16 protein-coding genes are annotated in these 18,784 nt (G+C 72.9%); all 16 read left to right on the forward strand.

The genetic code is table 11. The features are described from left to right. Window positions 1–297 precede the first annotated feature (297 nt). The 16 genes from BN3788_RS01750 (at window position 298) to BN3788_RS01830 (ending at window position 18,743) form a co-directional block, all read left to right on the forward strand. The gene (locus BN3788_RS01750; protein WP_066582129.1) at window positions 298–1,977 is read left to right on the forward strand and encodes a peptidoglycan D,D-transpeptidase FtsI family protein; all 1,680 of its coding nucleotides are present in this window, start codon (window positions 298–300) and stop codon (window positions 1,975–1,977) included. A gap of 79 nt (window positions 1,978–2,056) precedes the next feature. After that, window positions 2,057–3,640 carry a UDP-N-acetylmuramoyl-L-alanyl-D-glutamate--2,6-diaminopimelate ligase gene (locus BN3788_RS01755; RefSeq protein ID WP_066582130.1) on the forward strand — a complete coding sequence of 528 codons (1,584 nt, stop codon included), beginning with the start codon at window positions 2,057–2,059 and terminating at the stop codon, window positions 3,638–3,640. Beyond that, window positions 3,637–5,100 (forward strand): UDP-N-acetylmuramoyl-tripeptide--D-alanyl-D-alanine ligase, encoded by a 1,464-nt coding sequence (locus tag BN3788_RS01760; protein WP_066582131.1) that lies wholly within the window; start codon window positions 3,637–3,639, stop codon window positions 5,098–5,100. Before BN3788_RS01755 ends, BN3788_RS01760 begins: the two co-directional genes overlap by 4 nt. After that, window positions 5,097–6,179 (forward strand): phospho-N-acetylmuramoyl-pentapeptide-transferase, encoded by a 1,083-nt coding sequence (gene mraY, locus BN3788_RS01765; RefSeq protein ID WP_066582132.1) that lies wholly within the window; start codon window positions 5,097–5,099, stop codon window positions 6,177–6,179. The genes BN3788_RS01760 and mraY overlap by 4 nt, the downstream gene beginning before the upstream one ends. A gap of 38 nt (window positions 6,180–6,217) precedes the next feature. Next, window positions 6,218–7,672 (forward strand): UDP-N-acetylmuramoyl-L-alanine--D-glutamate ligase, encoded by a 1,455-nt coding sequence (gene murD, locus BN3788_RS01770; protein WP_108723758.1) that lies wholly within the window; start codon window positions 6,218–6,220, stop codon window positions 7,670–7,672. Between the two features lie 7 nt (window positions 7,673–7,679). Next, window positions 7,680–8,936 carry a putative lipid II flippase FtsW gene (gene ftsW / locus BN3788_RS01775; RefSeq protein ID WP_066582133.1) on the forward strand — a complete coding sequence of 419 codons (1,257 nt, stop codon included), beginning with the start codon at window positions 7,680–7,682 and terminating at the stop codon, window positions 8,934–8,936. A gap of 64 nt (window positions 8,937–9,000) precedes the next feature. Beyond that, the gene (gene murC, locus BN3788_RS20025; protein ID WP_315969731.1) at window positions 9,001–11,604 is read left to right on the forward strand and encodes a UDP-N-acetylmuramate--L-alanine ligase; all 2,604 of its coding nucleotides are present in this window, start codon (window positions 9,001–9,003) and stop codon (window positions 11,602–11,604) included. Beyond that, window positions 11,601–12,668 (forward strand): cell division protein FtsQ/DivIB, encoded by a 1,068-nt coding sequence (locus tag BN3788_RS01790; RefSeq protein ID WP_066582134.1) that lies wholly within the window; start codon window positions 11,601–11,603, stop codon window positions 12,666–12,668. The genes murC and BN3788_RS01790 overlap by 4 nt, the downstream gene beginning before the upstream one ends. 211 nt (window positions 12,669–12,879) lie before the next feature. Continuing rightward, on the forward strand, window positions 12,880–14,133 hold the full coding sequence (gene ftsZ / locus BN3788_RS01795; RefSeq protein ID WP_066582135.1) for a cell division protein FtsZ: 1,254 nt from the start codon (window positions 12,880–12,882) through the stop codon (window positions 14,131–14,133). 3 nt (window positions 14,134–14,136) lie between these two features. Continuing rightward, entirely contained in the window at window positions 14,137–14,886 is a 750-nt protein-coding gene (gene pgeF / locus BN3788_RS01800) for a peptidoglycan editing factor PgeF (RefSeq protein WP_066582136.1), read from the forward strand. A 106-nt stretch (window positions 14,887–14,992) separates the two neighbouring features. Further along, a complete protein-coding gene (locus BN3788_RS01805; RefSeq protein WP_066582137.1) occupies window positions 14,993–15,460 on the forward strand; it encodes a cell division protein SepF in 468 nt (155 codons plus the stop codon). A 3-nt stretch (window positions 15,461–15,463) separates the two neighbouring features. Beyond that, on the forward strand, window positions 15,464–15,748 hold the full coding sequence (locus tag BN3788_RS01810; protein ID WP_066582138.1) for a YggT family protein: 285 nt from the start codon (window positions 15,464–15,466) through the stop codon (window positions 15,746–15,748). Window positions 15,749–15,926: 178 nt separating this feature from the next. Beyond that, on the forward strand, window positions 15,927–16,568 hold the full coding sequence (locus BN3788_RS01815; protein ID WP_066582139.1) for a DivIVA domain-containing protein: 642 nt from the start codon (window positions 15,927–15,929) through the stop codon (window positions 16,566–16,568). Window positions 16,569–16,726: 158 nt separating this feature from the next. Beyond that, window positions 16,727–17,140 (forward strand): TraR/DksA family transcriptional regulator, encoded by a 414-nt coding sequence (locus tag BN3788_RS01820; RefSeq protein ID WP_234346428.1) that lies wholly within the window; start codon window positions 16,727–16,729, stop codon window positions 17,138–17,140. Between the two features lie 90 nt (window positions 17,141–17,230). Further along, a complete protein-coding gene (locus BN3788_RS01825) occupies window positions 17,231–17,809 on the forward strand; it encodes a signal peptidase II (RefSeq protein ID WP_082812488.1) in 579 nt (192 codons plus the stop codon). Next, complete coding sequence (locus BN3788_RS01830; RefSeq protein ID WP_066582141.1) at window positions 17,802–18,743, forward strand: RluA family pseudouridine synthase; 942 nt, start codon at window positions 17,802–17,804, stop codon at window positions 18,741–18,743. Before BN3788_RS01825 ends, BN3788_RS01830 begins: the two co-directional genes overlap by 8 nt. Window positions 18,744–18,784 lie beyond the last annotated feature (41 nt).

Raw genomic sequence — 18,784 nt, forward strand, 5'->3', positions numbered from 1 at the left:
GCGACGCCACGACCGCGCGCGACGCCCGGACGAGCGCCGCGGGCCGGCGTCCCCACGCAGCGCGAGGCGCACCAGCGTGGCGCCGCGGCAGGCGGCGCCCGGTCGACGTCACCGCGCCCTGTGGGTGGGGCCACGCCTGCCGGAGCACGGCAGCCCGCACGTGGGCGCACGCCGGTGAGAGGCGCCCGATCCGGCCGCCCTCCGGGCCCGCCCGGGCCTCGCATGCCGCGGGGTCCGCGAGGTCCGCAGGGGCCGCGGACCGGTGACCCGCGCCGCAGGCAGGCATTCCTCACCGTGATGGTGCTGGCAGTCCTCACGGTGTTCGCGGGGCGGCTCGTCTACGTCCAGGGGATCCAAGGCGAGGCGGTGGCCCAGGAGGCGCTGCAGCAGCGGCTCGGGCGCGACTCGAGCCTCGCGGTGCGGGGGCAGATCACCGACGCCAAGGGCGACATCCTGGCGCGCTCCGTCGAGCGGTACACGTTGGCGGTGAACCAGGTCGAGCTGGCCGAGTGGTCGGAGCCCCGATCAGACCCCAAGGTCGGCGGGCCGTCGGGCGCCGCCGCGAAGCTGGCGCCGCTGCTGGACATGAACGCGGCCGAGCTGGGCGCGCTGCTCACCGGGGAGAGCACCTGGAAGGTCATCAAGAAGGGCCTGCTGCCCGAGCAGATGCGCGACATCAAGAAGCTGTCCATCGGCGGGGTGCAGTTCGAGCGGGTCCTGGACCGCGTGTACCCGAACGGGTCGGTGGCGGGGAACCTGCTGGGCTGGGTCAACGCGGAGGGCGACGGCGCCCAAGGGCTCGAGGCCGTGCTCGACGACAAGCTCGCAGGCTCGTCGGGCACGTACGTCTGGGAGCGCGGCGCCGGCGGCCAGGCGATCCCAGGCGGGTACGAGGACTCGACCGACGCGGTCGAGGGGGACACCGTCCAGCTCACGATCCTCAGCGACCTGCAGTGGAAGGCCGAGGAGGCGATCAACGCGCAGGTGGCGGCGACGGGCGCGGACAGCGGCTCGGTGATCGTCACGGACGTCACCACGGGGGAGATCCTCGCGCTGGCGGACTCGGGGGCGCTCGACCCGAACAGCCCCAGCGGCGACCTCACCGGCTCACGCTCCATCTCCGGGGTGTTCGACCCGGGGTCCACCGCCAAGGTCATCACGATGGCGGCGGCGCTCGAGACCGGTGTGGTGAACCCGCTCACCCCCTTCGAGGTGCCGTACCAGTACACGACCGACAACAACCAGACGTTCAAGGACTCGCATGAGCATGCGGGGATGCGCCTGACGACCACCGGGGTGCTCGCCCAGTCGTCCAACACCGGCACGGTGATGATCGGCGAGAAGATCCCGCAGCAGGTGCGATACGACTACCTGGCGAAGTTCGGCTTCGGCCAGAAGACGGGTGTCGAGCTCCCCGGGGAGTCCCGCGGCATCCTGCACCCCGTGGACGAGTGGGATGGGCGCACCAAGTACGCGGTGCTCTTCGGCCAGGGTGTCTCCGTGACGGCGCTGCAGGCCACACAGGTCTTCGCCACGATCGCCAACGGCGGGGTGCGGGTGCAGCCCCACCTCATCAAGGGATGGACGGCGGCGGACGGCCAGTACACGCCGTCCACCCAAGCCGCGCCCACCCAGGTCGTCTCGAAGGAGACGGCTGACACGGTGCTCACCATGCTCGAGAGCGCGGTGGACGACGGGACCGGCTCCGCCGCCGCGATCCCGGGCTATCGGGTGGCCGGCAAGACGGGCACCGCCCAGTCGTTCAACCCCTCCGGGATCACGGCCTCGTTCATCGGTGTGGCGCCTGCCGACCAGCCGCGCATCGCCGTCAGCGTGGTGCTGCACAACCCGCGCACCTCCGAGTGGGGCGGGACCGTCGCGGCGCCGGTGTTCAGGGACATCACGCGCGACGCGCTCCTCGAGCTCGGCGTGGCCCCGAGCGGCGCGCCGGCGACGCTCTACGCGACGACGTGGTGACCCGCTCCGCGAGCCCGACCGCGCGCTGGGCCATCGCTCAGCGCGTCGGGGTGGCGCCCGACCGGGGTAGATTCTCCCTATGACGTCCCCCCAGGGTCGGATGCGCCCGCAGCACCCAGCCACACATCGGGTCGTCGACCTCGTTGCCGCGTTCGACCTGTCCGTCCGCGGCGTCGCCCCCGGCCAGGACGACACCCTCAGCGGTGTCAGCGTCGCAAGCGGCGACGTGCTTCCTGGCGACCTGTTCGTGGCCCTCGGCGGCCTCAAGGTCCACGGCGCGACGTTCGCGGCCCAGGCGGTCGAGGCCGGCGCCGTCGCGATCCTCACCGACCAGGCCGGCGCGGAGCTCCTCGCCGCCGACCAGCCCCCGATCCCCGTCCTCGTGGCGCCGGACCCCCGGTCGCTCGCGGGCCCGATCGCCGCGTGGGCGCACGACCATCCCGCACACGGCATCGTCACCGTTGGCGTCACCGGCACCAACGGCAAGACGACCACCAGCTACTTCGTCGACGCCGCGTTGCGCGCCCAGCACCCGAGCACCGGCGTGATGGGCACCGTCGAGCTGCGGATCGGCCCCGAGGCCATCGAGAGCCCCCGCACCACCGTCGAGGCGCCCGTCGTGCAGTCGATCCTGGCGCTCATGCACGAGCGCGGCGCGACGGCCTGCACGATGGAGGTCTCGTCGCACGCCCTGGCGCTGGGCCGGGTCGGCGGGCTGGAATTCGACGTCGTCGGCTTCACGAACCTGCAGCGCGACCACCTGGACTTCCACGGCGACATGGAGGGCTACTTCCGGGACAAGTCCCGGCTGTTCGCGCCCGGCCAGGCCCGTCGTGGCGTGGTCGTGGTCGACGACGCGTGGGGCCAGCGGCTCGCGGCCGAGGCGCAGATCCCCGTCGAGTCGGTGTCGACCCTCGTGGGCGCGCCGGTGGCGGCGACCGCTGACTGGGCGGTGACGTCCGCGGACATCGGCCTCGACGGCATCGGCTCGACGTTCACCCTGCGGGGGCCGGACGGCGTCGAGCACGCCGCGGCGAGCCCGCTGCCAGGCCGTGTCAACGTGTCGAACGCGGCACTCGCCGTCGTCCTCGCGCATCGCGCCGGCGTCGACTTGGCCACCGCCATCCACGCCGTCGGGCACGCGTCGGAGATCCCCGGCCGCATGGAGCGCGTCGTCGAGCGGGGCTTCGGCATGCCGCTCGGGCTGGTCGACTACGCGCACACCCCTGACGCGCTGGTGCTCGCGCTCGACGCGGTGCGCCCCATCACCCCGGGCCGGCTCATCCTCGTCTTCGGCTCCGACGGCGACCGGGACCAGGGCAAGCGCCCGCTGATGGGAGAGATCGGCGCCCGCCTGGCGGACGTGCTCGTCGTCACTGACGAGAACCCCCGATCCGAGGACCCCGCGGCGATCCGCGCCGCGATCCTCGACGGGGTGCGGAGCGTGCGCCCCGACCTCGCCGACGTGCGCGAGGCGACCAGCCGCAGCCAGGCCATCCACGACGCCTTCGAGATCGCGACGGAGCAGGACACCATCATCATCACGGGCAAGGGTCACGAGCCGACCCAGGAGATCGCCGGCGTGTTCCACCGGTACAACGACCGCGACGTGCTGCTGGCCGCGGCGCGCGCGCGGCGCGAGTTCGAGGGGCAGGACGCGTGATCGCTCTGACAGCGGCCGAGATCGCGGCCGCCACCGGGGGAGAGTTGCGCCCCGCGACGCTCGACCCCGCCACCGTCGTCAGCGGGCCCGTGGTCGTCGACTCACGTGACGTCCAGGAGGGCTCGTTGTTCGTCGCCCTGCCGGGCGAGCACGTGGACGGCCACGACTTCGCCGGCGCCGCGGTGCGCGCGGGGGCCGGGCTGGTCCTGGCCGCCCGCCCGCTGAGCACGCCTGAGGGCGAGGCGCTGCCGTGCGTCGTCGTGCCGGACGTGGAGCGCGCGTTGGGCGATGTGGCCCGCGCGGTGCTGGCGCGCCTGCGCGAGGCGTCCCTCGAGCCCGGCGGCGCCGGGCTGCAGGTGATCGGCGTGACCGGGTCGGTGGGCAAGACGACCACGAAGGACCTGCTCGCGCAGATCCTCGGCGCGGCCGGCCCGACGATCGCCCCCGAGCGCTCGTTCAACAACGAGATCGGCCTGCCGCTCACGGTGCTGCGCGCCGACGAGTCCACCCGCTTCCTGGTGCTGGAGATGGGCGCCAGCGGGATCGGGCACCTGACGTACCTCACCGGCATCGCGCCGCCCGACGTGGCCGTGGTGCTCGTCGTGGGCACGGCGCACCTCGGGGAGTTCGGCGGCATCGAGGCGGTGGCCACGGCCAAGGCCGAGATCGTCCAGGGCCTCGTGCCCGACGGCGTCGCGGTGCTCAACGCGGACGACTCACGCGTCCGGGCCATGGCGGACGTCGCGCCGGGGCAGGTCGTCACGTTCGGCTCCTCCGCCGCGGCCGATGTGCGGGCCCGCGGCGTGCGGATCGACCGGGCCGGCCGGGCGTCCTTCACGCTCGAGGCGCCAGGCCCCGACGGAGTCGTCAGCCAGGCGCCCGTCACCCTGCGCCTCGTCGGCGAGCACCACGCGAACAACGCCGTCGCCGCTGCGGCCGCAGCGCTCCAGGTCGGGCTCGGGCTCGCCGAGGTCGCGGCGTCGCTCAGCGGCGCGGAGGCCCTCAGCCCCCACCGCATGCACGTGGTGGACCGGTCCGACGGCGTCACCGTCATCGACGACTCCTACAACGCGAACCCCGACTCGATGCAGGCAGCGCTCAAGGCGCTGGCCGTCGTGGCCGGGCGCGACAGGCGTTCCATCGCCGTGCTCGGGGAGATGCTCGAGCTCGGCGAGGACGCCCGCGAGGCGCATGACGCCATCGGGCGGCTCGCCGTGCGGCTCAACATCGCCCTCACGATCGCTGTGGGCGAGGGCGCCCGCCCCATCCGCGACGGCGCCAACCGCGAGGGCTCGTGGGGCGACGAGGTCGCCGTGGCCGACGACATCGACGCCGCCGCGAGGTTCCTCGACGAGGAGCTGCGCGCCGGTGACGTCGTGCTGGTGAAGTCCTCCTACGGCGCCGGCCTCTGGCGCCTGGGCGACCGGCTCATCGCCGGCGGGCAGGAGGCCGCGTCATGAGGGCAGTCCTCATCTCCGGCGGCCTGTCGATGCTCATCGCGCTGCTCGGCACCCCCCTGTTCATCCGGTTCCTGGTCAAGAAGCAGTACGGCCAGTTCATCCGGCAGGACGGGCCCACCGCGCACTTCACCAAGCGCGGCACGCCCACCATGGGCGGGGTCGTGATCATCGGCGCCACCTTGCTCGGCTGGGGTGGCGGCCTGCTCGCGACAGGGCAGCTGCCCACGGTCTCGGCGATGCTCGTGCTGTACCTGATGACCGGCCTGGGCGTCGTGGGCTTCCTCGACGACTTCATCAAGATCTCGCGCCAGCGCAGCCTGGGGCTCAAGGCGCGGTGGAAGTTCCTGGGCCAGGGCCTGGTCGGCGTGACGTTCGCCATCGCGGCCCTGCAGTTCCCGAACGAGGCGTTCCGCACCCCCGCGTCGACGAAGATCTCCTTCATCCGGGACACGAACCTCGACCTGGCGTTCGCGGGGATCACCCTCGGCATGGTGCTGTTCGTCATCTGGGCGAACTTCCTCATCACCGCCTGGTCGAACGCCGTCAACCTCACCGACGGCCTGGACGGGCTCGCGACGGGCGTCTCGCTGATCGTCTTCGGCTCCTACGTGCTGGTCGGCGTGTGGCAGTTCAACCAGAGCTGCCAGTTCCTCGCCTCGGCCGGGCCGCGCTGCTACGAGGTCCGCGACCCGATGAGCCTGGCGGTGGTGGCGGCGTCGATCACCGGCGCCTGCTTCGGGTTCCTGTGGTGGAACGCGAGCCCCGCGCAGATCTTCATGGGCGACACCGGCTCGCTGGCCCTCGGCGGCGCGCTCGCCGGGCTGTCGATCCTGTCCCGCACCGAGATCCTCGCGGCGATCATCGGCGGGCTGTTCGTGCTGATCGTGCTCTCCGACGTGATCCAGATCGGCTTCTTCAAGATGACCGGGAAACGGGTCTTCAAGATGGCGCCGTTGCATCACCACTTCGAGTTGTCCGGGTGGGGCGAGGTCACGATCGTCATCCGCTTCTGGATCATCGCCGGGCTGTTCGTGGCCCTCGGCATCGGCATCTTCTACGCGGAGTGGGTGACGGGCTAGTGGCCCCCGGCGACGACGCGGGCCTGACCGGCGAAGGTCTGACCGGTGCTGGGCTGACCGTTCATGGGCTCAGCGGCGCGCGGGTGCTCGTCGCCGGTCTCGGCGTCTCCGGTCGTGCGGCGCTCGAGGTGCTCGCCTCGCGGGGCGCCGTGGTGACCACCGTCGACGAGCACGCCGAGGAGGCCGACGTCCGCGACGTCGCGCGCTTCGTGGCCGACGGCGGGCTGGACGGAGTGGACCTCGTGGTCGCCTCGCCCGGATGGCCGCCGGCGAACCCGCTGCTGGCGGGGGCCGTCGAGCGCGGGGTGCCGGTGTGGAGCGAGGTCGAGCTGGCCTGGCAGACGCGGGCGGATCGGGCGGACGGCAGCGGCCCGGCGCCGTGGCTCGCGGTCACGGGCACCAACGGCAAGACCACCACCGTCGGGATGCTGGAGTCGATGCTCCGCGCGGGCGGCGAGCACGCTGTCGCCGCCGGGAACGTCGGCACGCCGCTGGTGCGAGTCGTCGCCGACCCATCCGTCGACGTGATCGCGGTCGAGCTCTCGAGTTTCCAGCTCCACTTCACGCACTCGATGTCGGCGCAGGCCGCCGCCGTGCTCAACGTGGCGCCCGACCACCTCGACTGGCATGGCTCACTCGAGGCCTACGCCGCCGACAAGGGCCGCGTGTACGAGCGCGCCCAGATCGCCTGCGTGTACAACCTGGCCGATCCGCTCACCGAGGACCTGGTCCGCGAGGCCGACGTGCTGGAAGGCGCCCGCGCCATCGGCATCACGCTCGGCACCCCCAGCGTCGGCCAGCTCGGCGTGGTCGAGGATGTGCTGGTGGACCGGGGATTCGCCCCGCAGCGTCATACCCACGCCGCTGAACTGGGCACCCTCGCAGACCTGGCCCATCTGGGCGGGGCGGACGGCGCGCCTCCGCATGTCGTCCAGGACGCGCTCGCCGCGGCCGCGCTGGCGCTGGCGCACGGATGCCAGCCCGCCGCTGTGCGTGACGGGCTGCGCGCGTTCGCTCCAGGCGAACACCGGTCGCAGGCGGTGGCCGAGGTGGACGGCGTGCGCTGGATCGACGACTCCAAGGCCACGAACGCGCATGCGGCCGCGGCGGCGCTGGCCGGGTTCGCGCCCGGCAGCGTCGTCTGGATCGCGGGCGGGCTCGCGAAGGGCGCGACGTTCGACGCCCTCGTCGAGGCTCGGCGCGACCGGCTCGCCGGCGTCGTGCTGATCGGGGCCGATCCCGAGCCCCTGGCCGGGGCGCTCGCCCGACACGCGCCGGAGGTTCCCGTGGTCCGCGTCGATCCCAGTGACACTGGGACGGTGATGCAGCGTGCGGTCGAGCAGGCGCGCCAGCTCGCCGCCTCGGTGCGACCGGGTCCCGCGAACGTGGTGCTCGCGCCCGCCAGCGCCTCGATGGACCAGTTCCGCTCGTACGCCGAGCGGGGAGAGTCGTTCGCCGCGGCGGTGCGGGCCCTGAGCCCTGACGTCGGCTGAGGCGGACATGGTGACGCCCCCCAGCTCGCTCGCGTCGAGGCCCGGCGCAGGACAGGAGCGCGAGACCGTCGCCCCCACGGGTCGCCTCGGCGCCTGGAACAGCCCTGTCACCAGCTACTACGTGCTCACCGGCGCGACTGCGCTGCTCGTCGTGCTCGGGCTGGTGATGGTCCTGTCCAGCTCGAGTGTCGAGTCGCTGGCGAAGGGCCGATCGCCGTACGCGGAGTTCCTCAAGCAGGCGCAGTTCGCGTTGATGGGCCTGCCGGTGCTGTGGATCGCGTCGCGGCTCCCGGTGCGCGCGTACAAGGTGGCGGCCTGGCCGCTGCTGGGGATCGCGGCAGTGCTGCAGCTCGCGGTGTTCTCCCCGCTCGGCGCCGATGCCGTGGGTGGCAACCGGAACTGGCTCGAGCTCGGCTCGCTCAGGGTGCAGCCGTCGGAGGCGGTGAAGTTCGCGCTGTGCATCTGGCTGGGCCTGGTGCTCGCGCGCAAGCGGCCCCTGTTGCAGGAGTGGAAGCACGCGTTCATCCCGGCGGTGCCGATCGGGGCGTTGATGATCGGGCTCGTGCTGATCGGGAACGACCTGGGCACGGCGCTGGTCATGATGCTGCTGGTCGGCGGCGCGATGTTCATCGGGGGCGTCCCGTTGCGGATGCTCGGAGTGACGGTGTCCTTGGCGGGGGGCGTCGCCGCGGTCCTGGCGATCTTCAGCCCGAACCGGGTGGGGCGCATCTTCGCGTGGCTGAGTGACGACTGCGACGTGACGAGCGACTGCTATCAGACGCTGCACGGCGGCTGGGGACTGGCCACCGGCGGCTGGACGGGGATCGGGCTGGGCGCCAGCCGGGAGAAGTGGTCGTACCTGCCCGAGGCGCACAACGACTTCATCTTCGCGATCATCGGCGAGGAGTTGGGCCTGATCGGCACGCTCCTGGTGCTCGCGCTGTTCGCGCTCATCGCGCTGGCCATGTTCCGCGTGATCCGCCGCCACAAGGACCCGTTCGTGCAGGTCACGACGGGCGCCATCGTGTGCTGGGTGATCGGGCAGGCGCTGGTGAACATCGCGGTGGTGATCGGCCTCGCGCCGGTCATCGGCGTGCCGCTCCCACTGGTGTCGGCAGGCGGCTCGGCGTTGATCACGACGATGGCCGCGATCGGCGTGGTGATCTCGTTCGCGCGGGACGAGCCGGGCGCCGCCGAGGCGCTCGCCGCCCGGCCGAGCGTGGTGCGGCGCTCGCTCGCGGTGATCGGCCGGACCCGTGGGTGAGACCGTGGGGGAGACCATGGGGGATCGACCAGACGACATGACGGATGAGGGAGCTGAGGGACGCGTGGGCAATCGCGACGGTGTGCGGTCGGTGCTGCTGGCTGGCGGTGGCACGGCAGGACACGTCAACCCGTTGCTCGCCGTCGCGGAGGAGTTGCGCAGACGGGATCCGCAGATCCGGTTGACCGTGCTCGGCACGGAGTCGGGGCTCGAGTCCCGGCTGGTTCCCGAGCGCGGCCTCCCGCTCGCCTTCGTGCCGCGCGTGCCGCTGCCGCGCCGTCCCACAGCCGAGTGGGCCATGCTGCCCGCCCGGCTGCGCGACGCGGTGCGCACCGCCGGCGAGGTGATCGACGAGACGGGCGCGCAGGTCGTCATCGGCTTCGGCGGCTACGTCTCCACTCCCGCGTACCTGGCCGCGCGCACCCGGCATGTGCCCGTCGTGGTGCATGAGCAGAACGCCCGCGCGGGCCTGGCGAACCGTCTCGGGTCCCGCTGGGCGGCGGACGTCGCGGTGACGTTCCCCGGCACCGCGCTGCCGGGCGCCCAGGTCACGGGCCTTCCGCTGCGGCCAGAGATCGCCGCCCTCGTCGCCGACCGCGCCCGTGACGCCGCGGCGACCCGGGTCGCCGCGGCCGAGCGGCTGGGACTGGACCCGGAGCGTGTCACGCTCGTGGTGACCGGTGGCTCGTTGGGCGCGCTGAGCCTCAATCGGGCGATGGTGCGCGTCGCGGCCGATCTCCTCGCCGCCGGGGTGCAGGTGCTGCACCTGGCGGGCGCGGGCAAGGCCGACGAGGTGCGCGAGGTCGTCGCCCCGCTGCCGGGGGGCGAGCGCTACCACGTGCACGAGTACCTCTCGGAGATGCAGCATGCGCTGGCCGTCGCGGACGTCGTGGTCGGGCGGTCGGGCGCAGGCACTGTCAGTGAGCTCGCCGCCCTCGGCCTGCCGGCCGTCTACGTGCCGCTGCCGGTGGGCAACGGCGAGCAGCGGCTCAACGCCGCGCCTGTCGTCACGGCTGGCGGCGGGCTGCTCGTCGCCGACGCCGACCTGACCCCCGCGTGGCTCGCCGAGCACCTGTTCCCGATGCTGGTCGGGGACGGCGCGGCGGGCCTGCGCGAGCGGATGGGTCAGGCCGCGGCCTCCGTGGGTGTGCGTGACGGGGCGGCGCGCGTGGCCGATTTGGTCGAGGCGCACCTCCCGCCGGTCTCGGGTGGCGGGCTGGCCGACCTCGGACGGGTCCACCTCATCGGCATCGGCGGGGCGGGCATGTCCGCTATCGCCGGGTTGCTCGTCGCGGCGGGCGTCATCGTGAGCGGCTCAGATGCCAAGGACGGCCCGGTCCTCGACGGCCTGCGCGCCGCCGGGGCACAGGTGTGGGTCGGGCATGACGGGACGCACGTGGAGGATGTCGACACTGTGGTCGTCTCGACGGCGGTGCGTGAGTCGAACCCCGAGCTGGCCCGGGCGCGCGAGCGGGGACTGAAGGTGCTGCACCGCTCCGAGGCCCTGGCTGCCCTCATGCGGGGCCGGGAGGCCATCGCCGTTGCTGGCGCGCATGGCAAGACGACGACGTCGGCGATGATCGCCACCGCCCTGGTGCACGCCGGCCTGGACCCGTCGTTCGCCATTGGCGGCGACGTGCTGTCCGACGCGGGCCGGCTCGGTGGCAGCCGCACGGGCGCCGGCCAGGCGTTCGTGGCCGAGGCCGACGAGTCCGACGGCTCGTTCCTGGCGTACGCGCCCCGCATCGCCGTCGTCACGAATGTCGAGCCGGACCACCTGGACCACTACGGCACCCGCGAGGCCTTCGAGGAGGCGTTCGTCGCGTTCGCGGGCCGGATCCAGGACGGCGGCCTGCTCGTGGCCTGCGCCGACGACGCGGGCGCGGCCGTGCTGGTCGACAGGGTGCGGGCCGATCTCGCCGCGCGTGGGGTCGACATCGTGACCTACGGCCGCGACCCGGGCGCCGACGTGCTCGTCGAGCCGCTCGGCATGCGCGACGGCACATGGCAGGTCGCGCTGCGCTCGGCTGACCCGACGATCGGCGACGCGGTGCTGAGGCTCACGACGCCGGGTGAGCACAACGCCCTGAATGCCGCCGCCGCGTTCGCGGCGGCCCGCCGCGCGGGCGCCACGACGACGCAGGCCGTCGAGGGGCTGGCCGGCTTCCGGGGGACCGGGCGCAGGTTCGAGGAGCGGGGGGTGTCGGCCGGGGTTCGCGTCGTCGACGACTACGCCCACCACCCGACGGAGGTCGCCGCACTGCTGCGCGCCGCGCGCGCCGTCGCGGGCGACGGCCGGGTGCTCGTGGTCTTCCAGCCGCACCTTTACTCGCGCACACGCACGTTCGCGGCCGAGTTCGGGCAGGCGCTCGACCTCGCGGACGTCGTCGTGGTGACCGACGTGTACGCGGCCCGTGAGGACCCGGACCCGACGGTCACCGGCCGCCTCGTGGTCGACGCGGTGCCGACCTCCGGGCGCGCGCAGTTCGTCCCCGATCGCCACGAGGCCGCGCGCGTGCTCGCCGAGCAGGCCCGCGCGGGCGACCTTCTGCTGACCGTGGGCGCCGGTGACGTGACCGAGCTGGCGCCCGTGGTGCTCGCCGCGCTCGCCGAGCGCGAGCCGGACTTGCCCGCCGCGCCTGGCGCGGGGGGAGCGCAGGGCGCATGACCCCGCAGCGCCCGCGGCCGCCGGTTCCCGGGCGCACCGCGCGCCCGGCGGCGCCGCGTGCGCCCGAGCGGCCGCGACCCGCCCTGCCGTCGAAGCCGTCGACGCCGAAGCCGACGACTCCGACGGAGCCCGGCGCGCCCACGGGCCAGACGCCGGCCACGGGGCAGACCCCTGCCGCGGGGAGGCCCCCATCGGCCGCCCGGCCCGCCTCCACGCGGGGCGCGCCCACACCTCCGGGCGAGCCGAGCGTCACCACCTATACCGCTGGGCGGCGCGGGAACGCGCTGCCCGTGCGCCCGCCGGTCGTCTCGACGAGCTCGGCGGCGCGGTTCGCCGAGCGCGCACGGGCCCGCCGCCGGTTGGCGCGCCGCGACGTGCTGGTGGCCGTGGGCGCCGTGGTCGGCGTGGGGGCGCTGGCCTGGCTGCTGCTCTGGTCGCCGGTGCTCCGGCTCGACCAGTCGCTGGTCACGGTTTCCGGCGCGGGCACTGTGGTGGCGGTCGACCAGGTGCGCGCGGTCGTCGCGGAGCGCGGCACGACGCCGTTGACGCGCCTGGACACTGTCGGGCTGCGCGAGGACGTGCTGGACGTGCCCGGCGTGCGTGAGGCTGAGATCAGCCGGGCGTGGCCGCGTGGGCTGCACATCGAGCTGGTGTCACGCGAGCCGGTGGCGGCGGTGCCCGAGGAGGCTGGGGCCGCGCCAGACGGCGGCGAGCCGGGGTTCGCGCTGGTGGACATGGACGGCGTGCAGGTCGGCAGGGTGGAGGTGCCGCCCGAGGGGCTGCCCGTCGTCCAGGTCCCGGTGGGCCAGCCGCGCACGCTCGAGGCCGTGCTGACGGTGTTGGAGGCGCTGCCGGCGGAGCTGCTGGCGGAGGTGGCCGAGGTCTCGGCCGAGTCTCAGGACACGGTCACGATGGCGTTGCGTGACGGGGCGCGCGTGGACTGGGGGAGCGGGCAGGACACCTCGCTGAAGATCGCGGTGCTCGGCGCCCTCCGCTCGGCTCCGGAGAGCGCCGGGGCCAGCGTGTACGACGTGTCGGCGCCGACGCTGCCGATCACGAAGTGAGGGCGTCTTGGGCGGGCGAGGAGCCTCGCGACCTGCGATCGTGGCCGACACGCGCGGCGTGGTCGTTGATCGCGGCCCCCGGCGCACATAGCGTCACGAGCTAGAGAATATGACATAACTATAACCCTCTACTTGAGGGTGAAGGTTTCGGCTTCGACGGTCAACCCGCCGCAGCCGTGCAGGTCCCGGCGCACAACGAGAGGCACCCACTGTGGCAGCTCCGCAGAACTACCTGGCGGTCATCAAGGTCGTCGGCATCGGTGGTGGGGGCGTCAACGCCGTCAACCGCATGATCGAGGTCGGCCTCAAGGGTGTCGAGTTCATCGCGATCAACACCGATGCCCAGGCTCTGCTGATGTCCGACGCCGACGTCAAGCTCGACGTCGGCCGCGAGCTCACCCGCGGGCTCGGCGCGGGCGCCGACCCCGAGGTCGGCAAGAAGGCCGCCGAGGACCACGCCGAGGAGATCGAGGACGTGCTCCGCGGCGCGGACATGGTCTTCGTCACCGCCGGCGAGGGCGGCGGCACCGGCACCGGCGGCGCGCCCGTCGTGGCCCGCATCGCCCGCTCGCTCGGCGCGCTGACCATCGGCGTCGTCACGCGCCCGTTCACCTTCGAGGGCCGCCGCCGCTCGGTGCAGGCCGACTCCGGCATCGACGCGCTGCGGGCCGAGGTCGACACGCTCATCGTCATTCCCAATGACCGGCTGCTGTCGATCTCCGACCGCTCGGTGTCAGTGCTCGACGCGTTCCACTCGGCCGACCAGGTGCTGCTGTCGGGTGTGCAGGGCATCACCGACCTCATCACCACCCCCGGGCTCATCAACCTCGACTTCGCCGACGTCAAGTCCGTCATGCAGGGCGCCGGGTCCGCCCTCATGGGGATCGGCTCGGCGCGCGGCGACGACCGCGCGGTGCAGGCTGCCGAGCTGGCGATCTCCTCGCCGCTGCTCGAGGCCAGCATCGACGGCGCCCATGGCGTGCTGCTGTCGATCCAGGGCGGCTCCGACCTCGGCTTGTTCGAGATCAACGAGGCCGCGCGCCTGGTGCAGGAGGCCGCGCACCCCGAGGCCAACATCATCTTCGGCGCGGTGATCGACGACGCGCTCGGCGACGAGGTGCGGGTCACCGTCATCGCCGCCGGCTTCGACGGCGGATCCCCCGTGGTCCGGCGTGACAGCCGCGGCCTCGGCCAGGTCAGCGGCTCCACCGCCGCCCGGAGCGCCCCCGCCGCAGCGCCGACGCACGCCGCCGCACAGCCCCGGCCGGTCGACCCCGACGAGGACGTCGTTCGCGTGGGCTCGCCCATGCGCCCTGTCGCTGCGGCTCCCGTGCCGACGTTCCTGGCCTCCGAGCCCGTCGCCCCGGCGCCCAGCACGGGGCAGCTCGCCGTTCCGCAAATCTTCGAGGAGGACCACTCGCGTCGTGCGAACGAGGAGCTGGACGTCCCCGACTTCCTCAAGTAGCCCATGGGCCTCCCCGTCCTCGAGGCCGACCTGGGCCCTCGGGTGCGGGCGGGCTTCACGACGCGTGCGGGCGGGCGTTCCGCCGGGCCGTGGGCGACGCTGAACCTCGGCCTGGCCGTGGGCGACCGCGTGTCGGACGTTCGCGCCAACCGCGCCCTGGTCGAGGAATGGGCCGGTGTGCCCGTCGTCTTCGGCGAGCAGGTGCACGGCGCGAGTGTGCGGGTGCTCGACCGGGCCCCCGCGGTGGAGGACCGGTCGGCGGGCCCCGGAGACGCGCTGGTCGCGACCTCGCCCCGGATCGCCGTGGGCGTGTACGTGGCCGACTGCGTGCCGCTGCTCCTGGCCGACCCCGACGCGGGGATGGTCGCCGCGGTGCACGCGGGGCGCGCCGGCCTCGTCGCCGGCGTCGTGCGTGCCGCCGTCCAGACGATGAGCTCCCGCGGCGCGGTCCCCGAGCGGATGCGGGCGGTCATCGGCCCCTGCATCGGGGGTGACGCGTACGAGGTCCCCGAGGCGATGCGCGCCGACGTGGCCGCCGTCATCCCCGAGGCCTGGGCGGTGACGCGGTGGGGGACCCCCGGCGTCGACCTCGGCGCCGGCGTCTCCGCCGAGCTCGCCCGGGCGGGCGTCGTCGACGTGGCGCGCGTTTCGACGTGCACGTTCTCCGAGGAGCGGCTTTACTCTCACCGTCGCGCATCGGCCGCGGGCGGTGTCACCGGCAGATTCGCCGGGGTGATCCGCCTCGTCGAATGAGGCGGGGGCAATCCGGACGGCCCGCGCGTGTCGCGGCAAGTCGGGGCGGGCGCCTTGCTAGCGTCGAAGAAGGGAACTGACAGTCCCGGGGGAAGAGGAGACCGCGATGGCCGGAGCGCTGCGCAAGACGATGCTGTACCTCGGCCTCGCCGACGAACGAGGCGAGCACGAGGAGTACGTCGACGAGTACGACGAACTGGAGGCTACGGTGCCGCAGGAGTACGAGGCTCAGGTCACGCCGCTCCACCGGCCGACGGTGAAGGTCGCGCAGCCCGCGCCCGCCACCGGCGAGCTCCGGCGGATCACGACGATCCACCCGCGCGCCTACAACGACGCGCGCAAGATCGGCGAGGCGTTCCGCGAGGGCACGCCGGTGATCATGAACCTCTCCGACATGGACGACGCGGACGCGAAGCGCCTGGTCGACTTCTCGGCGGGCCTGATCTTCGGCTTGCACGGCGCCATCGAGCGAGTCACCAACAAGGTGTTCCTGCTCTCGCCCGCCCACGTCGAGGTGACCGGTGACGAGCAGCCCGCCGAGCCCGCCCCCGCGGGCTTCTTCAACCAGAGCTGACGCGTGAGATTGGTCGCTGACGTCCTCTATCTGGTCGTCCTCGTCTTCTTCCTGCTCCTGCTCGCGCGGCTCGTCCTCGACTGGGTGCAGTTCTTCGCACGTGAGTGGCGTCCACGCGGTGTGATGCTCGTCGTCGCCGAGGCGACCTACACCGTGACGGACCCGCCGCTGCGTGCGATCCGCCGGGTGGTTCCCCCGCTCTCGCTCGGGACAGTGCGCCTCGACCTGGCGTTCCTGATCTTGATGCTGGCGTGCTCCGTGCTCCTGTCCGTGCTGGCCGCAGTGTGATCCGGGTGAGCGTCGTCAACCCGTGCGGGCTCTATCACCCCTTGGGCATGCAGGCCGCCCGAGGGGTGAGCAGTGCGTGGCGGGTCGCATGCGACCGCCTCAATGTCCGCTACCGTGAGCCGAGGTGGTCGGTGACTGCCCACCGGCTAGACCAAGTTCGACCGAAGAGGTGACGACGATGGCACTGCTGACAGCAGACGACGTCCTGAACAAGAAGTTCCAGGCGACGAAGTTTCGTGAGGGCTACGACCAGGACGAGGTCGATGACTTCCTCGACGAGGTCGTCAACACCCTGCGCGACCTGCAGACCGAGAACGAGGACCTCAAGACGAAGCTCGCGGCAGCCGAGCGACGCATCGCCGAGCTCAGCCGGGCAGGCGCTCAGCAGGCCGCCCCGGCTCCGGCTTCGGAGCCGACCCCCGAGCCGCAGCCCGCGCCCGCCCCCCCGGTGAGCCCGCAGCGGCCCAACGAGCCCGAGTCGGCCACGGGAATGCTCGCCCTGGCGCAGAAGCTGCACGACGACTACGTGCGCAGCGGCCAGGAGGAGAGCGACCGGCTCATCTCCGAGGCCAAGGCCCAGGGCACGCGCATCGTCCGTGAGGCGGAGGAGACGTCGTCGCGCACGCTCGGGCAGCTCGAGCAGGAGCGCTCGCTGCTGGAGCGCAAGATCGACGAGCTCCGCGTGTTCGAGCGGGACTACCGCACGCGGCTCAAGAGCTACCTCGAGAACCTCCTCGGAGACCTCGACAACAGGGGTAGCGCGCTGCCTCCGCGCAGTGGACAGAATGCCCAGCCTGGGGCGGCCTCGCGAGGCGTCTGACCTGCACTTTCGTTCCACAACACACCGTGTCGAGGCCATGCCTCACGCGGTGTGTTGTGCGTTGTGGGCAACGCGCATAGTCTCGCGTGACTTCCACAGAGAGGGCGCAAGTGGCCATCAACCACTCACTCAGCAGGGGGACGACATCGCAGGGGGGGTTGGATCTCGCGAAGGCGGTCCGACTATTCCCCGTGCGTGACGGTGAGAAGCCGTGGTCGGTCCGAGATGTGCGTGCTGTCGCCGACGAGCTCATGAGCGACGTCGCGCGACTTACCTCCGAGCTCTCGGCTGCGGACGCCGAGCTCTCGAATCTGTTGCGGAACTCCGGCGACGGAGCTGGCGACGACCAGGCAGACTCCGGCTCGAGCGCACTCGAGCGCGAGCATGAGCTCACCCTGGTGAACAACACGCGTGACCTCCTGGCCCAGACGGCCCACGCCTTGGCGCGCATCAACGCGGGCACGTTCGGGACGTGCGAGTCGTGTGGGAAGGCGATCGGCAAGGCGCGGGTGGAGGCCTTCCCCCGCGCCACGCTGTGCGTGGAGTGCAAGCAGCGCGAGGAACGTCGGTGAGCCCACCGTAGACTCCTGCGGGTGCCCACGACCTTCGAGACGACGCCGGCCTCCCCACCTCCGGGTGCGGGACGCCGGCGTCGTCTTCTCATGCTCCTCGTCGTCCTGACCCTTGCCGTGCTCGTGCTCGACCAGGCGACCAAGGCCTGGGTGCTGGTCACCCTCGTCGAGGGCGAGCCGGTGCCGGTGCTCGGGGACCTGCTGAGCCTGCGCCTGCTGTTCAACCCGGGGGCGGCACTGTCCATCGCCACGGGGATGACCTGGGTCTTGACCATCATCGCCACGGCTGTGGTGGTGTACGTGGTGCGCGCGTCGCGGCGGATCGGCTCCACCGGGTGGGCGATCGCTCTCGGGCTGCTGCTCGGTGGCGCGCTGGGCAACCTGGGCGACCGCATCTTCCGCGCGCCCGGCTTCGCGCGGGGGCATGTCGTGGACTTCATCGCCTACGGAGACCTCTTCGTCGGCAACATCGCCGACATCGCGATCGTCGTCGCGGCCGGGCTGATCATGCTGCTGGCGTTCCGCGGCATCCAGATCGACGGCACGCGTGACCACGACCCGAAGGCTGAGGCCGACGGGCCGGACGGCGATCACGATGTGACCGCCCCCGACGCGGACGCCCAGGGGTCCACCGTGCGCACCCCGCAGGAGGGCCGCGACGATGGCTGAGACCCGCGCGCTGCCCGTCCCCGACGGCCTGGCGGGGGAGCGGGTCGACGCCGCGATCGCCCGGCTGCTCGGACTGTCCCGCACGCGCGCCGCCGAGCTGGCTGCCGCGGGCTCCGTGCGGCTCGACGGCCGCGAGGCCGGCAAGTCCGATCGCCTGCCCGCCGGCGCCTGGCTCGAGGTGGAGCTGCCCGAGCCGGAGCGCGCCGAGGTGTTCGCCGACGTCGTGCACGAGCCCGTCCCGGGCATGCGCGTGGTGCACGACGACGACGACCTGGTCGTCGTGGACAAGCCCATCGGCGTGGCGGCGCACCCCTCGCCCGGCTGGACGGGGCCGACGGTGGTGGGCGCCCTGCTGGCCTCCGGCTACCGGCTCTCGACCTCCGGGCCCGCTGAGCGGCAGGGCATCGTGCACCGGCTCGATGTCGGCACCTCGGGCCTGATGGTCGTGGCCAAGAGCGAGCACGCGTACACGGTGCTCAAGCGGGCGTTCAAGGAGCGCACCGTCGAGAAGGTCTACCACGCACTCGTCCAGGGGCACCCCGAGCCGACGACGGGCACCATCGACGCGCCCATCGGGCGGCATCCGAGCTCGGACTGGCGGTTCGCGGGCGTCGCCGACGGCAAGCCGGCGATCACGCACTACGAGGGGCTCGAGATGCTGCCGGCGGCCTCGCTCGTCGAGGTGCACCTCGAGACCGGGCGCACCCACCAGATCCGGGTGCACTTCTCGGCCCTGCGGCACCCCTGCGTGGGCGATCTCACGTATGGCGCCGACCCGGCCCTCGCGGCCCGGGTGGCGATGTCCCGGCAGTGGCTGCACGCTGTCCGGCTCGGGTTCACGCACCCCACCAGCGGTGACTGGCTCGAGCTCGCCAGCGACTACCCGCAGGATCTCGCTGAGGCCCTCGCCACACTTCGCGACGCCTACCGCTAGGCGTCGCTGGGGTGTCGCAGGTGGCACCTAGACTGACCGGC

It is taken from the genome of Cellulomonas timonensis (assembly GCF_900046455.1).
Lineage (GTDB): Bacteria > Actinomycetota > Actinomycetes > Actinomycetales > Cellulomonadaceae > Cellulomonas_A > Cellulomonas_A timonensis.